Source organism: Shewanella sp. SP2S2-6 (assembly GCF_031931965.1).
In the GTDB taxonomy this organism is placed as follows: domain Bacteria; phylum Pseudomonadota; class Gammaproteobacteria; order Enterobacterales; family Shewanellaceae; genus Shewanella; species Shewanella baltica.
The window spans coordinates 24,405-44,661 of the sequence record NZ_JAUOEQ010000001.1 but is presented as its reverse complement, the minus strand read 5'-3'; the positions used below and the strand labels follow the sequence as shown (position 1 = coordinate 44,661).

The window sequence follows — 20,257 nt, the reverse complement described above, 5'->3', positions numbered from 1 at the left end:
CATATAATCCAACGCACTTAGAATAAAGGATGTTGTTATTGCTCAGTTTACGTTCAAACAGTGTAAGCATAGCACTCGGCAAATCCTAGCGAAAAAACTCGCTGGCTATTAATAATAGAGGTTCTTAATGGAAAGTCAGGTCACTCAACCTGGTTCTGCATCGCACAGTATGCTTAAAGGCGGACGCTCGAATCGCAGGGCATTTAAGGATAAAGCGGCGCAAATCGGCGTCACTATCGGCGGCACTATGGTGTTTGTCGCCTTATTGTTGATCTTCTTTTATCTGTTGTATGTGATTAAACCCATTTTCGATAGTGCTGATGTTACGCCGGTTAAAACGGTGAGCTATCAGCATGCGGATGTACCTACTTTAATGGTGGGCGCTGAAGAGCAAAATGAGGTGATGTACCGTGTGGCCGTTGATGGCCAAGTGGACTTCTATACCGTTGCCGACGGTAGCCTACTTTCTAGCTTTACACCGCCATTGCCAGCGGGCGTGACTGTGACCAGTGCCGCAGTTGCCGTGCCGAGCGAACAGCGTTTTGCGCTGGGATTAAGTAATGGTCAGGTCCTAGTGGCTGGCCTAGAGTTTGGTTTAAGTTATCCAAACAACAAGCGCTTAATCACGCCTAAACTGCGTTATCCCGCAGGCGAAACCCCAATTACAGTCGATGAAACGGGCAGTGCGATTCATAAACTGACCTTCACCTACAGTTCAGACAAAATGAGCTTTGCCTATCAAGATGAGAGCGGCGTTTGGCGCCTGACTCGCCTCGAAGGGCAAGAGAACATGATGACTGAAGAAGTGGAGTGGGTGTCTACGACGTCACAAATTCAAGATGCTCCGAAGAAAGTCTCCCATGAGCTGATGACGCCAGATCAACGTCAATTGATGTTGCAAACTGGCAATAAAATCTTTGTGTACGACATCCGTGATACTGACAGCTTAGATCTGCTGCAGGTGATTGATGTTGAACGTGCTAAAGCTCAAGTGAATAACGTGGCTTTGCTGGCGGGCGCGAGTTCGTTACTGGTCAGCTACGACACAGGTATTGTGGCCCAGTACTTCCAAGTCAGTGGTCCAAAAGGGCGTTTATATCAAGAAATCCGCCAGTTTGATGACTTACCGCCTATCGAGTCACTTACCTCTGAATTCTACCGTAAGAGTTTTGCGACTGTGAGCCCTGAGGGCGAGCTGACTTTGCTCTACACCACGAGTCATCGTGAACTGTTTGACGAAAAATTTGACCTTAAAAACCCCGGTAAAATGGGTTTTACCCCACGCTCAAACGGCATAGTCGTTGAGGCGGACAAAAAGCTGCATATCTTCAGTGTGGAAAACTCCCACCCAGAAGTGTCATGGAGCGCTATGTGGGACAAGGTGTGGTATGAAGGTTATCCAGAGCCTAAATACGTATGGCAATCGACTTCGGGGTCTGATGATTTCGAAGCTAAGCTGAGCTTAATGCCATTGGCCTACGGTACGATGAAAGCGGCATTTTATGCCATGTTGTTTGCCGTGCCTTTAGCCATTGCCGGTGCGATTTACACTGCTTACTTTATGTCGCCTAAGGTGCGCGGTTTCGTTAAACCGACCATCGAAATCATGGAAGCCTTACCGACGGTTATCTTAGGTTTCTTGGCGGGTCTGTGGTTAGCGCCGCTGATTGAAGAACATCTCCCCGGTATTTTGATTTTACTGACCCTGTTGCCGACCTCGATTCTCGCTTCGGCCTATGGCTGGAGTCAGTTACCTGCAGCTTGGAAACAACGTTTACCCGAAGTGTACCAAGAGCTGATGTTGATCCCTGTGGTCTGTTTCGTGGGTTGGTTCTCTTTTGCCATCAGCCCTATCATCGAAGTGGCGCTGTTTGATGGTAATACCCGTCAATTTATCACCAACGAACTGGGCATCACCTTCGACCAACGTAACGCGCTGGTAGTGGGGATCGCCATGGGCTTTGCGGTTATTCCTACGATTTTCTCTATCGCGGAAGATGCGATTTTCTCTGTGCCACGTCATTTATCGAACGGCAGCTTAGCCTTAGGTGCGACGCCTTGGCAGACACTGACACGCGTGGTGTTGTTAACCGCAAGTCCGGGTATTTTCTCGGCCATCATGATGGGCCTAGGCCGCGCTGTGGGCGAGACCATGATCGTACTGATGGCCACCGGTAACACCGCCATTATGGAATGGAGTGTGTTCGAAGGGATGCGAACCTTGGCAGCAAACATTGCGGTTGAAATGCCTGAGTCGGCTATCGGTAGCTCACATTACCGTGTGCTCTTCCTCGCGGCGTTCGTGCTATTCATCTTTACATTCTTCTTTAACACCATTGCAGAAGTGGTGAGACAGCGTCTACGTGAACGCTATAGCTCGCTGTAACGGGGATAAGACAATGACATTAAATACTATTTCGCCAGTGACCTTGAGAGGTTTGTGCAATGGGTAAGTGGGTAAAATCAGGCTCGCCATGGATATGGATGACGGGCGGTGCGGTGAGCATCAGTTTGATTGCCGTCTTAGGCTTATTACTGTTAATCGCTTGGCGTGGCTTAAGTTACTTTTGGCCAGCAACGGTTTACCAGTGGGAACTCGAAGATAACACGGGTGTACGTTCAACCTTAATTGGTGAAGTTTACGATAGGGAAGAAGTACCGACTGAGCGTTTGATTGCTGCGGGCCATGTGTTTAAGGAACATCCTGGCGAGTTCGTGACCCGTTACTTAGTGAAAACCGGTAACCGCGAATTTGTAGGGCTAGATTTCCGCTGGATATTAGGCACTGACATTCTGAGCCGTTCTACGCCAAGCGATGTTGCCATGATTGAGCGGGCTAAAAACGGTAACTTCTACGGTTATCCAATCGCTGTGATTGAAAATGGCAAGCGTCTGGATTTAGTTAACGATGCGATTGAATCCTCCTTAATGGAGCATATCGACCGCGCTGTGGCCTTATCGGACAAAGCGGTAGATTTGCAGAAGCAAGACATTGGCTCGATTAACTACGCCATTGAAAAGCTGCGTTTACAGGAGCGTCGTTACGAGCTTGATGGCGAACTGACCGACAGCAATAAAGCTGACTTAGTGGCCAAGCGAGCGCAACTGCAAAAAGATTACTTAGTGCTTGAAAAAGAGTTATTTACCCTGCGTGATGACGCGGCGCGAGATTCTGTTATCGTGCGTGATATGCGCGGTGAAGAAGTCGAGCTTAAGCTAGATACAGTGCTGGATGTGACTTATGTGAACCACTTAAGCCTAATCGGTAAAATTGGTAAATGGTTCGTCGGTATCGGCCGTTTTGTGAGTGACGACCCGCGTGAAGCTAACACTGAAGGCGGCGTTTTCCCGGCGATTTTTGGTACCGTTTTTATGGTGCTGCTAATGGCCGTTATTGTGACGCCATTTGGTGTGGTCGCGGCGGTTTATTTACATGAATACGCTAAGAAAGGCCCAATCACTAAGATGATCCGTATTGCGGTAATCAACTTAGCGGGTGTGCCATCAATCGTGTATGGCGTGTTTGGTTTAGGTTTCTTCGTCTACATGATGGGCGGCTCTATCGACCAACTGTTTTACGCTGAAGCATTACCGTCACCGACCTTTGGTTCGCCAGGGGTGATTTGGTCGGCATTGACCTTAGCGATTTTGACTCTGCCTGTGGTTATCGTTTCGACCGAAGAAGGTTTGAGCCGAATCCCAAGTGCGGTGCGTCAAGGTAGTTTGGCACTGGGCGCAACGAAAGCTGAGACACTGTGGCGCATTGTGATCCCAATGGCGAGCCCAGCTATCATGACGGGTTTGATTTTAGCGGTCGCCCGCGCTGCCGGTGAAGTGGCACCATTGATGTTGGTGGGTGTAGTGAAATTAGCCCCAACATTACCACTGGACTTTAACTTCCCGTTTGTGCATTTAGAACGTAAGTTCATGCACTTAGGGTTCCATATTTATGATGTGGGCTTCCAGAGTCCTAACGTTGAAGCGGCACGTCCTCTGGTGTATGCAACTTCCTTCTTGCTGGTGTCTGTGATTGTGGCACTCAACTTGACGGCCATTGGCGTACGTAACCACTTGCGTGAAAAATATCGTTCGCTTGAGCACTAATCAGCGATTATCCTGAAAGTATTAGGACTGAATATGATTTCTATAGATTCGACAGCAATGAAAACCAACAACTTTGATTTAGCAAACTTAAGCCTGACCGACACCGCGTTGGAGATCCGTAACTTAGACTTGCGCTATGGCAGTAAACAAGCGCTGTTTAATGTATCGATGAAGATCCCCAAGAAGCAAGTGACCGCCTTTATCGGCCCCAGCGGTTGTGGTAAATCGACGCTGCTGCGTTGTATTAACCGCATGAACGACTTGGTGGATAACTGCCATATCGACGGTGAAATTTTGCTGCACGGTCAGAATATTTACGACAAGAAAATCGACGTCGCGGCCCTGCGCCGTAACGTGGGTATGGTGTTCCAGCGCCCGAATCCGTTTCCTAAGTCGATTTATGAAAACGTCGTTTATGGTTTGAGATTGCAAGGGTTGAATAACCGTCGTGAACTCGACGAAGCGGCCGAGCGTTCACTGCGCGGCGCGGCGATTTGGGACGAAGTCAAAGACAGATTGCACGATAACGCCTTTGGTTTATCTGGCGGTCAGCAACAACGTCTGGTAATTGCCCGTGCCATTGCCATCGAGCCAGAAGTGTTATTACTCGATGAACCCACATCGGCACTCGATCCGATTTCGACATTGACGATTGAAGAGCTGATCACCGAGCTTAAGACTAAATACACTGTGGTTATCGTGACTCACAACATGCAACAGGCGGCGCGGGTATCGGATCAAACGGCCTTTATGTATATGGGCGAATTGATTGAATACGCTGATACTAATACGATTTTCACCACGCCGAAAAAACGTAAGACCGAAGATTACATCACAGGGCGTTACGGTTAATTACCTCGGTCGCTATCGGATAAAGCCGCAACCGCAGGCTTTGAGCATGCTTGGTAAACAGTTAAGTAAAAGGTTGGCTAAATGGAAAACATGAATTTAAGTAAGCACATCTCAGGACAGTTTACCGCTGAGCTAGATGATATCCGTAACCGCGTACTCGCTATGGGTGGCTTGGTTGAACGTCAGCTTGAGCAAGCCATTGACGCGCTCAGCGCACTGGATGCGGAACTCGCGCAGCGTGTTATCGAGGGCGATCACAAGGTCAATGGCATGGAAGTGTCTATCGACGAAGAGTGCACCCGTATTATCGCCAAGCGTCAACCTGCGGCCAGCGATTTACGGCTGATTATCGCCATCTCAAAAACCATCGCCGATCTTGAGCGTATTGGTGATGCCTGTGTGCGTATCGCAAAAGCAGCATTAGATAAACGATTGAATAATCAGCAACCTTTGTTAGTTAGCATTGAAAATATGGGCCGTCACGCGACCCGTATGTTACATGCAACCTTAGATGCCTTAGCACGTATGGATGCTGATACTGCCTTAGAGCTGCACAAAGAAGATGCCAAACTTGACCGCGAATACGAAGGGATTATCCGTCAGTTAATGACTTATATGATGGAAGATCCGCGCTCAATCCCAGACGTCTTAGACGTACTGTGGGCGGCGCGTGCGGTTGAGCGTGTTGGCGACCGTTGCAAAAATATCTGCGAATACATCATCTACTACGTAAAAGGCAAAGACGTTCGCCATACTTCCTACGAAGATATGGAAAAGGACATGAAAGGCTAACACACGCATTAATCTGCTGTTGTAATGCCTGAATACAACGCTCCGCAGTCTCTGTGGAGCGTTTTGCTTTTAGGATGCTGAGCTAGGATCGTTGATTAGGATAGTGAGCTAGGAGCGTTAGATAGAGAAGCGAGCTAGGATTTTGGGCTATGGATTGTGAAATTGGATAGCTAAGTTGAATAGTTAAATTGGAGTGTGAACTGGCATTCTGGATCAGTACCGCGAATAAAGAAGGTCATTTTTGTGTTTACAATAAATTAACCTTTGTTTAATCTGATGCTTGCAACAAGCTTTAGCTGCTGGAAAAGGGCGGTAGACCTAGATAGTGAAAGCAGTCGAAGCCTAAGTGCTAGCGTTTTTGTGTTTAGCTGTGGGATTGATATCACAGCATGTTAACCTCAGAATTTAACCGCCACCCTATTTGTTACCGCTAAGGTTTGGGGTTAGCAGCGCAACGGAATGGGCGCTGTGTCGGCGATAACATGGATAAGTTGATGAGCCCATTATTGTATTCTTTAAAGCAAGGTTTCGAAGCTCTTAAAAGTATTCGAAATCATATTTCTGAAGCGAATTTACCCGCTGATTTCCCCCGCGCTGAATTACCGCCACTGTCCGAGGATGCTAAAGCCGAGCTATTGCAGCTATTAGCGCCGTTAGAAGCCTATCGAATTGAAAAGCTTGAAACTAAACTCTCCCGTAAAAAATGGGCGAAGCGTCTAGGTTGGCTCGTGTGCCTGCCCGCACTGGCCTTTGATTTAATCTCGTTAGCCTCTAACAATGACCCAACCATTTTGAGCCTGATCGTCCTCGCCGGCATTTTGATGTGGATTCATCTGCCTGAAATGCAATATAAGCGCCATTACAAATATAAAATATTGCCTGTTTTACTCAAAAAACTAGGGGACTACCGTTATAGCCCCGACTCCTGTGTCAACCTTGATTCAGTGGCTGATTTCGAACTTATGCCCCGTTTTAGCAAGCAACAATCAGAGGATCATATTCGCGGCAAGGTAGAGGATATCAGCTTCGAATTTTGCGAATTAACCTTAAAATCCCGCGGCAGTAAGTCAGACAAGATCCAATTTAAAGGTGGGGTCGTGATCATGACGATGCCCTTTAGCTTTGAATCCCATACTGTTGTCAGTCAAGACTATGGAACCCTTGGTAACACTATGGCAGGCATAAAGAAACCCAGAGTGAAACTCGAAAGCGTGACCTTTGAAGCGATGTTTGAAGTGTATTCCCATGACCAGCATTACGCGCGATATCTGTTGTCTCCTGCCGTGATGGAACGCCTCGTTGAACTGGAACAGTTATTCCGTAAAACGGCACGCGGGTCGGGGCTGAGTATCGAATTTAAAGCCAATAAAGTGCTGATCATGGCGAGCTATTTTGGCAATTTATTTGATACCGTCGATATCAATTTACCCACCCATGATATGTCGAAAATTCCGCAGTTACAGCAGGAGTTAGTCTTGATTACTGGCATCATCAAACAGTTAAAACTGGATTATCTAGCAGCGCAAAATCTGGCAAAACAGCAGACACTTGAGAGGATTAATACATTAGCGGGTTAACTAGAGCTGTTCTTTTCTCTGTATTTTGAACTGTACTTTGAGCAGGCTTTTATTCGTCGTGAGAAGAGGTTGCTTCAGAGGACTTAGCGTTTGCAGGTATCCACACATGAAGGCTTGCCATGGCATTCACTCACCGACGCGGTGAATAGAAACCTAGGGTTTCTGAGCTTATGAACGAGAGCCATGGTCGTTCTCATGCATCCCTGCATTGCACGACATTCAGGCGTCCTGCCTATCAGATGGCGAACTGGCCGTTAAACAGGATGTTGTTCAAGTCCGTCCGTGGATGCTCGACCGTCCCGTCCATGGGGCGGACGGTCGTCTCGCTAATCACCATGGCTCACCTTTCGAATATTCTCGTAATCTGTTGATTTACAAGTTATAAAGCAGTTTCCATCTGTAGCAAAGGCCATTTCTGACCATTAAACTCTCTAAACTTTGGCTCTTTGTCTACGGATATAAAGCCATATGACTTGTAGCAATTATAAGCTGCTACGTTTTCAGCAAATACAGCTAAGGTAGCAATTTTGAACTGTTCACATTTCCTAACTTCTGCGATAGAAAGTGCGATTAAAGCTCTACCATATCCAAGCCCACGATATTCGGGATTAATGACAACTCGACACAGGCGTATTTCAGTTTCACTGATGTGCTGAAGCTCAATAAAGCCAAGCTTGTCATTACCACTAGATAAAACCATAAACTCAACTTCAGGAAGCTGACTACGGTTTACCATTTCAGTTTCCGAAAGTGGCCAACCGAACATCCAACCACCCCAAAGTAGGGATTCCTTTTCAGTTGAGAACCATGAAATGACTTCCGTTGAGTCTTGAGCTACAAACTTTCTTAAATTCATAGATCCTTCCTATCTCATTGATTTTGAGTTAACTAAGTACAGCTAAACCACCTCAAAAGCTCTTTACTTTCTACTTACTAGTGCCGGAGTTTATTTTGCGTTTATAACGCCGCCATAAGCCACGCGACCGTAGGGAGCGTAATTAATGGCCTTGTTAGGGTTACGACTCAAATGCTTTACATAAGGTGCCCTGATGGAAGATCATTTGCCATCTCCCATTTATCAAAGACCATATTGAACATCGTAATGAGTAAATAGCGGTTGTCTCACCACCTTTTACCATTACAGCTTTATAAAGTAATTGGGCACAATTTGGCGCTAAATGTCTCAATTCATATTCAGACGCACTGATCTTAGGAGGCAATTCTGATGGCAGACGCTCCAGAGCTTCTTTTTTTCCAAATCGAACTCCAGAACCACCAATTTCAGTGAACTCATCCGCAATTAGTTCATCCAATTCGCCGTATGAAGCTCTGGTCTCAGCCTTAAATAAATGCTCTTCTAATTCGATGAGCTTCGCCTTTAAATTTTCCACCAAATCTCCAAGTAACCCTAACGCTTTACTAAACTGTGGACTAAATTGGGGGGATTTATGCCTGCGAAGCAGAAATGCAGAAAGCGCCACAGTTTATGGAGTCCGGTTTGAGTAACTTTTTAGTGCTTGATTTGCATATGATACTCATACATGTCCTCACTGACAATTTTGAAACCCAATCGTAAATATAGTTGCAATGCAGGATTCTCCTTTAACACTGTGAGTGACACGATCTTTGACTGAGCACCATTCAATACTTGCTGAATAATGCCTCGCCCATAACCTTTATTTTGATGGTCAGGATGTATTTGAATTTGCATTATCTCAACTTCGAGTTCAGTTGAATCGTATTTGAGAGTACCGACTAATGCGTTTTTATAATGCACCAAATACGAACAATGATATTTATCATCAAGCCTAATTTCATGCTCTTTATCAGACAAGAATTGACCAGATTTTTCTAAATGCTCAACCATAGTTAACTTGCGCAGACCTAGTAGATAATCTCGATCTGATTTTGTGGCTTGTTGAAACTCAAATTTCATCGGTTTCCTCTAGAGCACTAACGTCTTAGTATTTATGCGCTGCGCTGTCTGCAGGGCATAACTCGCTTGTTGGACTTGGCCGCTGCCACATCCAAGTCAATTGGTAAAAATGATGCTATAGGAATTTGCTTTTTTGCGGTAGCGGTTTTTTATACAGTTTAATGGGTAATCACTTGATATCGTTTTAGCTTTCTCATTTTTCGCGCTTATTTTGCTGATGAATCGCTATATAACGACTCAAAACGCCAAGGAATACACCTCCCCTCGGAGTTGCCGCAGGGCGAATAGAGAAATTGCGTGAGTTCGGTCATGGATGAACGACTAGCTTTCGCAGGTGCAGGGACGCATCCTTCGGAAGCGATAGCAAATTTGTCAATGAGCACAAGGGGCTTTCAACTCCGTAGGGGCGTCTTGGAGCATCCAAGGAGGATAGGACGAGCAGTCCTCCTTGGTCGGGTGTGGGGTGAAGCCCCACGACTTTGACTTTGATTAAAAAATTCAAATGAAGTTTTTAACTTCGCTTACCCTGTGCAGGCGGGCAGATATTCTGATAACTCAAGCAGGTTACAATCTGGGTCGCGGATATAGACTGAGTTTATCCGGCCTGTGGCGCCGGTTCGTAGCACTGGTCCTTCAATGATTTCAATCTGAAGAGCGTTTAAATGCGCGATCACTTCTTCTATGTTATGGCTGACTACAAAACACAGATCGGCACTGCCGGGCGTGGCTGCTTCGGCTTTAGGTTCAAATTCTGCGCCCGCTTGGTGCAAGTTAATCTTTTGGTCGCCAAAACTTAACGCAATACGCTGATTGCCAAATACCACTTTCTTCATCCCGAGCACGGTTTGATAAAATTCGACGCTGACGGCGATGTCTTTTACGGTTAAGACCAAATGATCTAAGCGGGTTACGCGCATTTTACTTTCCTTAGAATGGCTCAGAGTGGGCTCTGATTTTGAACGCTATCTCTACACTTGAGACGAATATGAGTCAGATACCTTACATCATGTGCTGGTGCAAAAGTGACTCTGTGGTAGCATTTGTGGCGTTTTTTTGCGTAAATATTTTGTGCCTATTATATCCCTATGACCGAATGAGAGTGTGATGAAGAAAACCTTAGCCCGCGGCTTAATGAATCTATTACCTATGGCCTTGAGTTTGTGGCTGTTTTGGTCGCTGTTTGTATCGTTAGATGGTTTAGGAATTGTGATTTTAGAGTTGGTAGGGATTAACCAACACTTTGTCGGCGCCGGTTTTATGCTAGTGGTGGCATTAGTTTTTGCTGTGGGACTGTTGTTTTCAGTCAGCCCGATTGTGTGGCTTTATGGTTGGCTTGAGCGCCAGTTGATGCGTTTTCCACTGTTTAAATCGGTTTATGGCAGTATCCGTGATATCGCCTCTTTGATGAATCGTGATGGCAAGCCGACCAGCCAAAAGACAGTGTTAGTGAAGCAGGCTAATGGCAGTTTTGTGGTGGGATTTATCATGACAGATACGCCGCCGCAGCCATTGTTAGATGCGTTGCCTGAGGGCGATTGGGTGCCTGTGTTGTTCCAATTGAGTTACCAAATGGCGGGCGTGACGAGCTTGATCAAACGGGACGATCTAATCATGGTCGACTGGTCGTTTGAAGAGGCGATGCGCTTTAATTTAACCGCTGGCATTTCGCAAACACCGACTAATTAATCGGATGTTGGTTCAAGCGATTTAGCGTTTAAAATTAAATTTGATGATTTTTGTGGTATAATTTTTTGGCGACCAATATGGTCGCCATTTTTTGTGCTGAATATTCTAATTATAAATTTGTTTTATGCTAAAGGCATGCTTTGACTGCCTTAGTGGTGTTCACGCTATTTATCCATCAATCATCGGCTGTCAAAGTCGTGTGTTGTTAATCCCGTTTTTCAGATCCTGTCACGTTTAGCCATAGCGAGTCGTTGCATTGATCTGTGGGATTGAGCCCATACTGGTCATAGATGAGCCCCGCAGCATTAAACATATTTTGAGTATAAGTTTTGTTCTATCTCTCCGTTGGTGCGCTGAGATATTTGGAGAGTGAACCCGCTAGAAATAGGGAGAGTCAATGTCGATCAAGTCGAGTATTAATCCGCCGGTATTTTATTCGTCGGTCTTTTTCATCATCTTGATGGTGATGATTTGTGCAGTATGGCCCACAGAGGCTAACACCGTTTTTAGATCAATACAGTCATGGATAGAAGTGAAAGCCGGTTGGCTTTACATTCTGAGCGTGGCGTTTTTCCTGATTTTTATCATCTTTGTCATGGTCAGTCGCTTTGGCGATATCAAACTCGGGCCAGATCATTCTGTACCGGATTACAGCTATAAAAGCTGGATTGCCATGTTGTTTTCGGCAGGTATGGGTATTGGCCTGATGTTTTTTGGGGTCGCCGAACCTGTAATGCACTATCTGGCGCCGCCAGATGCTACACCTGAGAGTCTCGCCGCCGCAAAAGAGGCGATGAAGATTACTTTCTTCCATTGGGGACTGCATGCTTGGGCGATTTATGCCGTAGTGGCATTGAGTCTGGCCTACTTCTCCTATCGTCATAAGTTACCGCTACTGCCACGAAGTGCCCTTTATCCCTTAATTGGTGAACGCATTTATGGTCCTATTGGCCATATTGTCGATACCTTTGCCGTGCTCGGCACTATGTTTGGGGTGGCGACATCACTGGGCTTTGGGGTGTTGCAGGTTAACTCGGGTCTGAGTTATCTATTTGAAGGTTTACCTAATAATGCTGTAGTGCAAGTGTGCTTGATCATCGGCATTACCTTGCTCGCGACGCTGTCGGTGTTTTCTGGCCTCGACAAAGGCGTCAAGCGTTTAAGCGAACTCAATCTTGGCCTCGCGATTATCTTATTACTTATCGTCTTGATCTTGGGTCCTACTGTCATGCTGCTACAGGCCTTTGTGCAAAACACTGGCAGTTACTTAAGTGATTTGGTTGGTAAAACCTTTAACTTGTACGCCTATCAACATAAGGAAGATTGGCTTGGTGGTTGGACCTTGCTCTATTGGGGCTGGTGGATTTCTTGGTCACCTTTTGTCGGTACCTTTATTGCGCGTGTGAGTCGCGGTCGTACCATCCGTGAGTTTTTGATTGGTGTGTTATTTGTGCCATCGGCGCTGACCTTCCTGTGGATGACAGTGTTTGGTAATTCGGCGATTGATTCGATTATGAATCAAGGCGCGACTTACCTTGCTGAAGCGGTGAATACCAATGTGTCAGTGGCCTTGTTTGTGTTTTTCGAGCACATGCCGTTCCCGACCTTACTTTCAGGGATTGCGATTTGTTTAGTCGTGACCTTCTTTGTGACCTCGTCGGATTCGGGGTCCTTAGTGATTGATAATCTGACCTCGGGCGGCGATAACAATGCGCCTGTATGGCAGAGGATTTTCTGGGCACTGTTGCAAGGGGTTGTGGCCTCGGTATTGTTGTTAGCTGGTGGTTTACAGGCGCTGCAAACGGCGGCGATCGCCAGTGCCATGCCGTTCCTCGTGGTGATGTTATTCATGTGTCTGGGATTATTTAAAGCCCTGAAGAATGACTGGCTTAAGATCAACAGCGTGCAGTTACACAATACCAGTGTGCAGTACGCCAAAACCAACATGAGCTGGGAAGAACGCATTGGCGTGCTCGTCTCGCATCCTACCCATGAAGAAGCGCAAGTGTTCTTGAATAATGTTGCGACGCCTGCTTTGTCTAAGGTGTGTCAACACTTTATGGCCAAAGGCATAGTGGCCGATCTCGAATACTTAGATGGCCGCGTACGTTTGGTGATCAGCAACGAGGTGAACTTGCCCTTTGTTTACGGAGTACGCACCCGTTGTTTTGACATCACTAACCCGATAGGGACTGAAATCGAGCAGGGCAATACCTTGTATTACCGCGCCGAAGTGTATTTAGAACAAGGTGGTCAGCATTACGATGTGATGGGATATACCGAAGAGCAAATCCTCGCGGATGTGGTGACTCAGTATGAAAAATACTTGCACTACTTGCATCTGTCGAATGCCGATCATGCCCACGTAAGCTAAGTTAGCTAAGCCAGTAACCTAGGTCGGCTTAGCCATTTACGTCTACAAATCGCGCACCATTAACCCGCAAAGTACGGGAGATATTGCCCCAAGTGATAACTCGGATTATCCTTGGGGCAATTTTTTTAGGGTTTGTTTTAGGGATTACACTATGTCGTCAGTGCCAGGCCAGAGTAAGTTAGACAAAGTATTAGCCGATGCGCGGGAGTATAAAGCTAAGCGTGAGGGCGGTTACCGTGAGCAGGCGTTAAAACTCTATCCTTGGGTGTGCGGCCGTTGTACCCGCGAGTTTACCCCGAAAAACTTAAGTGAACTGACAGTGCATCATCGCGATCATAACCACGATAACAACCCGTCAGACGGTTCAAACTGGGAGTTATTGTGCCTGTACTGCCACGATAACGAACATTCTCGTTTCGAAGAACTCATCCGTTACGGCAGCACCACAGAAACCAAGCAAGCGGCGGCGACTTACAATCCCTTTGCTGACTTGAAATCAATGCTGAAAAAATAGTCTTGCTGGCTTTAGCTGGATATGGTTGCGTAGAGGGTAGCGTTAGCGGATGGGGTTTAGTCCTTGTCGGTTAAACGCGCCTCGGCAGCTAACCATTTATCGCGGCTTAAAATATGCTGGTTTTCACTGCCTTCAAATAAAGCTTTACGGGCGGGGAGTTGCTGACAAATGGCCGCCTGTTGCGCTTCGCTACTCGTGCGCCAACTGACGATTTCATCGATATGTCGAAAGCAGCCCATGCAGTAGTCTTCGTCATTTAAACCGCAGCGTGCGACGCAAGGTGAAAGCATAGGTGTCCTCTGGAGCATTATGGTTAGTTAACCTAAGCTGGTTAATAGAAGCTAGTTAACCGAGTCTTCTCAGTTACCGATATGATTGAGTGTTTAAAGGCCGCGATACTAACATTTTTTCGCATAAAGTCATCTTTAGGGCGCATTCCCTTGGCCTAAGGTGAGACAAGTATTTTTTACACTGGGCATGACGTGAACCAAGATAATCTGCAGCAACAACTCACTTACTCACAGCAATTTAGCGAACTTAATCAGTTGCTTGAACAGAGTGCAGCCCTGTGGCAAGTGCGTGCATTTGAAGTGAACGCGTTACCTTGGGCAGAGGATTTTCCGCAGTTGGCCGAAGCTGTGTGGGCGCTGGCTGACGATGAGCTGGATGGACTCGACGCCGAGCAATCTTTGCTGGTTAAAGCGTTGTCACCGGCATTAAACCACGATCTTAAGGCATTAGGCCAAGATTGGGACTTGTCATTGCTCACCGCATCCATTGCCGAACGTACGGTTTTTAACGATAAGACAGTTACTGATAAGGCTGGCGTGGCTGAACCGTCGCTTGCGGATAACACCGCAGCGCAGCAAGGCGGCTTGTCCTTTGACGATGAAGCGCATTTCAGTGCGCACATCAAAGGCCGTAAATGGCAGCAAATTACCGCCTTTGTGCAGCATTTACCCCAGCTTAATTTACCCGTGCTGGAATGGTGTGCGGGTAAAGGGCATTTGGGCCGCTTGATTGCCAAAGCCCGCGGCGCCGAAGTGGTGAGCTTAGAGTGGCAAGCGCCATTATGTGAAGCAGGACAGGCCTTTGCCGATAAATGGCAGTTATCGCAGACCTTTATTTGTGCCGATGCCTTTGCTATTGGTGCAGAACATGCCGCGATAAACACATCCATAACCACAGTTGAACATCCCTCAGCAGCCAATCCGTTAACAACTAATCCCTTAACCGCAAGGCAGCAAGCGGTTGCATTGCATGCCTGCGGTGATTTGCATGTTCGGCTGTTAACGCTGGCGGCCGAGGCGGGCACGCAGGCATTGGCGATTTCCCCCTGTTGTTATCATTTAATTCAAGCGAGCCATTATCAGCCATTATCCAATCTTGCTCAGCAGAGCAGCCTAAAGCTTAGCCGCCATGATTTACAGTTACCGCTGCAGCAGAGCGTGATCGCTAATCCCAAACAGCAGGCGCTACGCCATCAAGAAATCGCGTGGCGCTTAGGCTTTGATGCACTGCAACGTCAATGTCGGCAAATCGACGAATATTTACCTTTACCTTCGTTAAAACAGAGCCAGTTGAGCGGCAGTTTTACGGATTTTTGCCTGTGGGCGGCGCAGACGAAGGCCGTTAATTTAGCGAAAAACAGGGATTTTGAGGCTTGGCTTGAGATAGGGCGACAAAGACAACAATTAACTCGCCGTATCGATTTAGTGGCGCATTTGTTCCGCACTGTACTCGAGCAATGGTTAATCTTAGATCGCGCTTGTTTTTTGCAGGAACAAGGATATGGTGTTTGCGTGGGTGAATTTTGTGCAAACAGCGTCACACCTAGAAACACGCTGATTTTAGCGCAAAAAATGGCGGTATAATTTTGAGTGTCTGAAAATATGCTGTACTGTGATGTTTTTTATGAATTATTTCTATATTAGCGCATTTAAGTTTAGTGATAGTGAATTCAGGGCCGTCGTGTTTGGAACCTGCGCTGTGAGACAAGTCTTACACTCAAGATGGTTTTTTATTGAATCATCGGGCTTTTCTTGTTCAAATGTCGCATTAATGACGAATAACAACTGAAAGCTGACCTCTTGGTCAGTCATTCTAGTGAGCGAATAAAACAGTTTCATGAAATATTCCCGCGTATTTATTAATAGCCTGGCCTATGAACTGGCGCCTGTTGTGGTTTCCAGTAGTGAGCTAGAGTCTCGTCTTGCTCCTTTGTATCAAAAGTTCCGTATTCCTATGGGACAGCTTGCCGCATTGACTGGGATTACTGAACGCCGCTGGTGGCCAAAAGGACATCAATTGTCCGACGGTGCGATTAAAGCTGCCCGTAAAGCCATGGTTGAAACTGGGATTGATGTCGCCGATTTAGGTGCTGTTGTCTATACCGGCGTTTGCCGTGATCAACACGAACCCGCGACCGCGTGTCGTATTGCTGCCGAATTGGGTGTGTCGAAAGACACCGCTATTTACGATATCAGCAATGCTTGTCTTGGGGTGTTATCGGGTATTTTAGATATCGCTAACCGTATTGAGTTGGGCCAAATCAAGGCGGGTATGGTGGTGTCCTGTGAATCGGCGCGGGATATTGTCGATGTTACTATCGATAACATGCTTGCCGATCCGACCATGCAGAATTTTGCCCAGTCGCTGGCGACCTTAACCGGTGGCTCTGGCGCAGTGGCAGTTATTCTTACCGACGGCAGTTTGCCGCTGACAAATGTGCGTCAGCATCAATTGCTGGGTGCATCGCACTTATCGGCGCCTGAGCACCACCAGTTGTGTCAATGGGGTCTGCAGGAAGTGGGGCACAATCTGTATCGCGAGTTTATGCGTACCGATGCGGTGACGCTTCTCAAAGAAGGCGTTGAGCTGGCTAAGCACACTTGGGAACATTTCCTTGAGCAGCGTAATTGGCTGGTTGAGCAAGTGGACAAAGTGATTTGCCATCAAGTGGGCGCCTCAAACCGTAAGCAAGTGCTTAGCGCGTTAAATATTCCCCCTGAGAAAGAATTTCCTACGTATCAGCTGCTGGGCAATATGGGCACAGTGTCGTTACCTGTGACCGCCGCCATGGCGCACGATCAAGGCTTTTTACAAGCGGGCGATCAAGTGAGCTTTTTAGGCATAGGCAGTGGATTGAATTGCATGATGTTAGGCATTAAGTGGTAGGGTGCAGTGCACCTTTCACGTTTTCGCTTGATGGCTGGCATACATTCGAGTAAATGAAGTCAGTTCATGATTCAGTTCATGATTCAGTTGATAGCTCAGTCTGTCGTTCCGTCGATAAGCTAAGCCTGCTAAAAATAAACCATTATTCGCTCTCATAAATTGAACAAAAGATAGGAAGCGTCATGTTAGACACTCTGTTGCCTTTTAAACGTCATTTTCTTAGCCGTAATGGCAACAAGCTGCATTATATCAACGAGGGCCAAGGCGAACCTGTGGTTATGGTTCACGGTAATCCTAGCTGGTCGTTTTACTACCGCAATCTCGTTAGCGCCTTAAAAGACACGCATCAATGCATAGTGCCAGATCATATCGGCTGTGGTCTGTCGGATAAGCCCGACGATAGCGGCTATGACTATACCCTTAAGAACCGTATCGACGATCTCGAAGCCCTGCTCGATAGCCTGAATATTAAAGAAAACATTACCTTAGTCGTACACGACTGGGGCGGCATGATAGGTATGGGTTATGCGGCGCGTCATCCTGAGCGCATCAAACGCCTAGTGATTTTGAACACAGGCGCCTTCCATCTGCCCGAGACTAAGCCGTTTCCTTGGCCGCTGTGGATCTGTCGTAATACCCTACTAGGCACAGTGCTGGTGCGTGGTTTCAATGCGTTTTCGTCTATCGCCTCATATGTGGGCGTGAAGCGTCAGCCTATGTCCAAATACATTCGTGAGGCGTATGTTGCTCCGTTTAATTCTTGGGCCAATCGCATTTCGACGCTGCGTTTTGTGCAGGATATTCCGCTGCGTGAAGGCGATAGAAACTATCAGTTAGTCTCTGATATCGCTGCGAGTTTACCGCAGTTTGCCAAAGTGCCGACTTTGATTTGCTGGGGCCTGAAGGACTTTGTATTCGATAAGCACTTTTTAGCAAAATGGCGTCAGCACATGCCCCATGCGACCGTGCATGAGTTTGCCGATTGTGGTCACTACATTCTGGAAGATGCCAGCGATGAAGTGATTGCCCATATCAAGGGCTTTATGGCCGACGACCAAGCAGCGGCGCCGTCCGAACAGGCCGTAGGTTAATGTCGACCTTGCTTGAGACTGGAGTGACTCCTTTGTTGGCTGCTGTAGTGACGCCGTTGGAAACGTCACTTTTAACTGGCACTTCTGCGTCAGCAATGGCCAGTGACGCCAATATTTGTCGTCATCTCAAGCAAGCCGCCCATGCCATTCCCCACCATCTTGCGGTAGCAGTACAAAGCGCTCAGGGCGCTTCTGTGGCGAATTTGCGTTACAGCGAGTTGGACTTTCTTAATCTAGACAGACAAAGCGATGCGATAGCCTTTGCGCTGAACGCCCATGGCATTGAGCGTGGCATGAAAGCTGTGCTTATGGTCACGCCGAGTCTGGATTTTTTTGCACTTACTTTTGCGCTGTTTAAAGCGGGGGTTATTCCTATCCTAGTTGATCCCGGCATGGGGATTAACAATCTTAAGCAGTGTTTTGCTGAAGCCGCGCCCGATGCTTTTATCGGTATTCCCAAAGCCCATATCGCCAGACGTTTATTTGGTTGGGGTAATGGCAGCATTAAGTCATTACTCAATGTTGATGGCGGCAAAACAGGCTTAGCGGCAAGATTAATCCGCATCGCTACTGGCGCTATCAGTTTATCGACTCTGCTGCAAAACAGCTCTTCACGAAACGCCTCGGTTCAACACACCCAAGCCCAACATGCTGAATATCCCATGGTGATGCTCAAATCTGATGAGATGGCGGCGATTTTATTCACCAGTGGCAGTACCGGCACGCCTAAGGGCGTAGTGTATAGCCATGGTATGTTTGAGGCGCAAATTAAAGCGTTAAAAAACGATTATGGCATTTGCCATGGCGAGCGCGATTTAGCGACGTTTCCGCTGTTTTCACTCTTTGGTCCCGCGCTTGGTATGGCGTCGATCGTTCCAGAAATGGATGCCAGCAAACCCATCACCGCTAATCCCGAATTTCTGTTTGCCGCGATTGAGAAATATCAATGCAGCAACATCTTTGTTAATCCCGCCTTGCTTGAACGTTTAGGCCGTGCAGGTGAACAAAAACAGCATAAACTGACCAGCGTGCAGCGGGTCATTTCTGCGGGTGCGCCAGCGACCATTGCCTCCATCGCCCGATTTAGCAAGATGTTGAGCCAAGGTGTGCCGATTTTAAATTCCTACGGTGCGACCGAATCTTTACCGATCAGCATGATTGCCAGCGATGCGTTATTTGCCACCACAGATATCACAGATAACGGCGGCGGCATTTGTGTCGGCGGCGCTATCGATGGCGTGACGATTCGTATCATAGGCATCAGCGAAGCCGTTATCCCCGAGTGGGATGAGGCATTAGTGCTGAATAAGGGTGAAATCGGCGAAATCGTGGTGCAAGGGCCTATGGTGAGTCAGTCCTATTATCTAAATAATAGTCAGCACGATAGCCAAAACGAAAACCAAGGTAATAGCGCGACTGCGGCGGCCAAGATGTGGGACTCCGCCACCAATAGTTTTAGACATCGCATGGGCGATCTCGGGTATCTCGATGATCAAGGCCGACTGTGGATGTGCGGTCGCAAGGCCCACAGAGTCGATGCCACCCGTAAAGGCCAGTTGGTAAAGCGTTATTATTCTATTCCCTGCGAGCGCATTTTTAATACCCATCCCATTGTGAAGCGCTCTGCCTTAGTTGGAGTGAAAGTGGCGAACGAGATAGAGCCCTTGATCTGTATCGAACTTGACCAATCATTGGTGTGCAATAAGAGCCAACAGCTATATCAAGATTTGATTACTATCGCAGAGCAATTTGCCCAGACGCAGGGCATAAGACGTTTTCTTATCCATCCTGATTTCCCTGTGGATGTGCGGCATAATGCCAAGATTTTTAGAGAAAAATTAGCCGTTTGGGCACAATCACAAACGAAAGGTTGATTTATACCCAAACAGCCTGAAAATGCAGGATTCAGCGTGCGGTTAACGTACTTTAGGCAAGGCGGCTATTTGCAGACCTAGTGGACTAAGTTAAAAATAGTCAACACAGCATAAAGTGCGTTAAACCACGCCGGGACGGAGCGCCTAGGGCACTTCACTTCCGTGTTGCATCAATTCAAAAGGTGGCCGACATTTCATCATTGATGCACCTTGAATTGAAGCACCCTAGGTGCTCTGAAACTCGTATTTTCAGGTAGCTTGGGTATATACTCTGCGGCTT

At 47.1% G+C, this 20,257-nt stretch carries 18 protein-coding genes; 13 read left to right on the top strand and 5 right to left on the bottom strand.

The genetic code is table 11. The annotated features are described in order from the left end of the window. Positions 1-127 precede the first annotated feature (127 nt). The 6 genes from Q4Q57_RS00195 (at position 128) to Q4Q57_RS00170 (ending at position 7,710) form a co-directional block, all read left to right on the top strand. Positions 128-2,386: an ABC transporter permease subunit gene (locus Q4Q57_RS00195; protein ID WP_311889190.1), complete on the top strand. Its 2,259-nt coding sequence runs from the start codon at positions 128-130 to the stop codon at positions 2,384-2,386. Positions 2,387-2,445: 59 nt separating this feature from the next. Further along, positions 2,446-4,104, top strand: coding sequence for a phosphate ABC transporter permease PstA (gene pstA, locus Q4Q57_RS00190; RefSeq protein WP_311889188.1), 1,659 nt, complete (start codon positions 2,446-2,448; stop codon positions 4,102-4,104). 33 nt (positions 4,105-4,137) lie between these two features. Further along, positions 4,138-4,956 (top strand): phosphate ABC transporter ATP-binding protein PstB, encoded by an 819-nt coding sequence (pstB, locus tag Q4Q57_RS00185; protein WP_311889187.1) that lies wholly within the window; start codon positions 4,138-4,140, stop codon positions 4,954-4,956. 81 nt (positions 4,957-5,037) lie between these two features. Then, positions 5,038-5,748 carry a phosphate signaling complex protein PhoU gene (gene phoU / locus Q4Q57_RS00180; RefSeq protein ID WP_006081068.1) on the top strand — a complete coding sequence of 237 codons (711 nt, stop codon included), beginning with the start codon at positions 5,038-5,040 and terminating at the stop codon, positions 5,746-5,748. A gap of 494 nt (positions 5,749-6,242) precedes the next feature. Beyond that, positions 6,243-7,325 carry a DUF3137 domain-containing protein gene (locus tag Q4Q57_RS00175; RefSeq protein WP_311889186.1) on the top strand — a complete coding sequence of 361 codons (1,083 nt, stop codon included), beginning with the start codon at positions 6,243-6,245 and terminating at the stop codon, positions 7,323-7,325. A gap of 208 nt (positions 7,326-7,533) precedes the next feature. Continuing rightward, positions 7,534-7,710 carry a hypothetical protein gene (locus Q4Q57_RS00170; RefSeq protein WP_311889184.1) on the top strand — a complete coding sequence of 59 codons (177 nt, stop codon included), beginning with the start codon at positions 7,534-7,536 and terminating at the stop codon, positions 7,708-7,710. On the opposite strand, the gene Q4Q57_RS00165 is transcribed toward Q4Q57_RS00170, so the two are convergent. The 4 genes from Q4Q57_RS00165 to Q4Q57_RS00150 all read right to left on the bottom strand — a co-directional run bounded on the left by Q4Q57_RS00165 (position 7,705) and on the right by Q4Q57_RS00150 (position 10,178). Beyond that, positions 7,705-8,181: an N-acetyltransferase gene (locus Q4Q57_RS00165; protein ID WP_283629612.1), complete on the bottom strand. Its 477-nt coding sequence runs from the start codon at positions 8,179-8,181 to the stop codon at positions 7,705-7,707. The two genes, Q4Q57_RS00170 and Q4Q57_RS00165, sit on opposite strands and share 6 nt — an antisense overlap. Positions 8,182-8,341: 160 nt before the next feature. Then, positions 8,342-8,716, bottom strand: a complete 375-nt coding sequence (locus Q4Q57_RS00160; RefSeq protein WP_012588076.1) for a DUF4440 domain-containing protein — start codon at positions 8,714-8,716, stop codon at positions 8,342-8,344. A gap of 119 nt (positions 8,717-8,835) precedes the next feature. Beyond that, on the bottom strand, positions 8,836-9,261 hold the full coding sequence (locus Q4Q57_RS00155; protein ID WP_063883186.1) for a GNAT family N-acetyltransferase: 426 nt from the start codon (positions 9,259-9,261) through the stop codon (positions 8,836-8,838). A gap of 521 nt (positions 9,262-9,782) precedes the next feature. Further along, positions 9,783-10,178, bottom strand: a complete 396-nt coding sequence (locus tag Q4Q57_RS00150) for a VOC family protein (RefSeq protein ID WP_311889183.1) — start codon at positions 10,176-10,178, stop codon at positions 9,783-9,785. 187 nt (positions 10,179-10,365) lie between these two features. On the opposite strand from Q4Q57_RS00150, the gene Q4Q57_RS00145 reads away from it, so the two are divergent. From Q4Q57_RS00145 to Q4Q57_RS00135, 3 genes are all read left to right on the top strand, one after another. Next, a complete protein-coding gene (locus Q4Q57_RS00145; RefSeq protein WP_220777484.1) occupies positions 10,366-10,947 on the top strand; it encodes a DUF502 domain-containing protein in 582 nt (193 codons plus the stop codon). 397 nt (positions 10,948-11,344) lie between these two features. Further along, complete coding sequence (locus Q4Q57_RS00140; protein WP_311889182.1) at positions 11,345-13,321, top strand: BCCT family transporter; 1,977 nt, start codon at positions 11,345-11,347, stop codon at positions 13,319-13,321. Positions 13,322-13,472: 151 nt separating this feature from the next. Next, positions 13,473-13,835, top strand: coding sequence for a YajD family HNH nuclease (locus Q4Q57_RS00135; RefSeq protein WP_006081075.1), 363 nt, complete (start codon positions 13,473-13,475; stop codon positions 13,833-13,835). 56 nt (positions 13,836-13,891) lie between these two features. On the opposite strand, the gene Q4Q57_RS00130 is transcribed toward Q4Q57_RS00135, so the two are convergent. Continuing rightward, entirely contained in the window at positions 13,892-14,125 is a 234-nt protein-coding gene (locus tag Q4Q57_RS00130) for a DUF1289 domain-containing protein (protein WP_006085323.1), read from the bottom strand. Between the two features lie 192 nt (positions 14,126-14,317). Between Q4Q57_RS00130 and Q4Q57_RS00125 the strand changes: the two genes are divergently transcribed. The 4 genes from Q4Q57_RS00125 to oleC all read left to right on the top strand — a co-directional run bounded on the left by Q4Q57_RS00125 (position 14,318) and on the right by oleC (position 19,977). Then, entirely contained in the window at positions 14,318-15,709 is a 1,392-nt protein-coding gene (locus Q4Q57_RS00125) for a methyltransferase (RefSeq protein WP_311889181.1), read from the top strand. A 253-nt stretch (positions 15,710-15,962) separates the two neighbouring features. Continuing rightward, a complete protein-coding gene (locus tag Q4Q57_RS00120) occupies positions 15,963-17,012 on the top strand; it encodes a 3-oxoacyl-ACP synthase III (protein WP_028760522.1) in 1,050 nt (349 codons plus the stop codon). 182 nt (positions 17,013-17,194) lie between these two features. Beyond that, complete coding sequence (locus tag Q4Q57_RS00115; RefSeq protein WP_311889180.1) at positions 17,195-18,103, top strand: alpha/beta fold hydrolase; 909 nt, start codon at positions 17,195-17,197, stop codon at positions 18,101-18,103. Further along, the gene (gene oleC, locus Q4Q57_RS00110) at positions 18,103-19,977 is read left to right on the top strand and encodes an olefin beta-lactone synthetase (RefSeq protein WP_311889179.1); all 1,875 of its coding nucleotides are present in this window, start codon (positions 18,103-18,105) and stop codon (positions 19,975-19,977) included. Before Q4Q57_RS00115 ends, oleC begins: the two co-directional genes overlap by 1 nt. Positions 19,978-20,257 lie beyond the last annotated feature (280 nt).

What these genes read in the sequence shown, in the direction of transcription:
- Q4Q57_RS00195 (WP_311889190.1), top strand. Translation starts at nt 128, where the DNA reads ATGGAAAGTCAGGTCACTCAACCTGGTTCTGCATCGCACAGTATGCTT.
- pstA (WP_311889188.1), top strand. Translation starts at nt 2,446, where the DNA reads ATGGGTAAGTGGGTAAAATCAGGCTCGCCATGGATATGGATGACGGGC.
- pstB (WP_311889187.1), top strand. Translation starts at nt 4,138, where the DNA reads ATGATTTCTATAGATTCGACAGCAATGAAAACCAACAACTTTGATTTA.
- phoU (WP_006081068.1), top strand. Translation starts at nt 5,038, where the DNA reads ATGGAAAACATGAATTTAAGTAAGCACATCTCAGGACAGTTTACCGCT.
- Q4Q57_RS00175 (WP_311889186.1), top strand. Translation starts at nt 6,243, where the DNA reads ATGAGCCCATTATTGTATTCTTTAAAGCAAGGTTTCGAAGCTCTTAAA.
- Q4Q57_RS00165 (WP_283629612.1), bottom strand. Translation starts at nt 8,181, where the DNA reads ATGAATTTAAGAAAGTTTGTAGCTCAAGACTCAACGGAAGTCATTTCA.
- Q4Q57_RS00155 (WP_063883186.1), bottom strand. Translation starts at nt 9,261, where the DNA reads ATGAAATTTGAGTTTCAACAAGCCACAAAATCAGATCGAGATTATCTA.
- Q4Q57_RS00150 (WP_311889183.1), bottom strand. Translation starts at nt 10,178, where the DNA reads ATGCGCGTAACCCGCTTAGATCATTTGGTCTTAACCGTAAAAGACATC.
- Q4Q57_RS00145 (WP_220777484.1), top strand. Translation starts at nt 10,366, where the DNA reads ATGAAGAAAACCTTAGCCCGCGGCTTAATGAATCTATTACCTATGGCC.
- Q4Q57_RS00140 (WP_311889182.1), top strand. Translation starts at nt 11,345, where the DNA reads ATGTCGATCAAGTCGAGTATTAATCCGCCGGTATTTTATTCGTCGGTC.
- Q4Q57_RS00135 (WP_006081075.1), top strand. Translation starts at nt 13,473, where the DNA reads ATGTCGTCAGTGCCAGGCCAGAGTAAGTTAGACAAAGTATTAGCCGAT.
- Q4Q57_RS00130 (WP_006085323.1), bottom strand. Translation starts at nt 14,125, where the DNA reads ATGCTTTCACCTTGCGTCGCACGCTGCGGTTTAAATGACGAAGACTAC.
- Q4Q57_RS00120 (WP_028760522.1), top strand. Translation starts at nt 15,963, where the DNA reads ATGAAATATTCCCGCGTATTTATTAATAGCCTGGCCTATGAACTGGCG.
- Q4Q57_RS00115 (WP_311889180.1), top strand. Translation starts at nt 17,195, where the DNA reads ATGTTAGACACTCTGTTGCCTTTTAAACGTCATTTTCTTAGCCGTAAT.
- oleC (WP_311889179.1), top strand. Translation starts at nt 18,103, where the DNA reads ATGTCGACCTTGCTTGAGACTGGAGTGACTCCTTTGTTGGCTGCTGTA.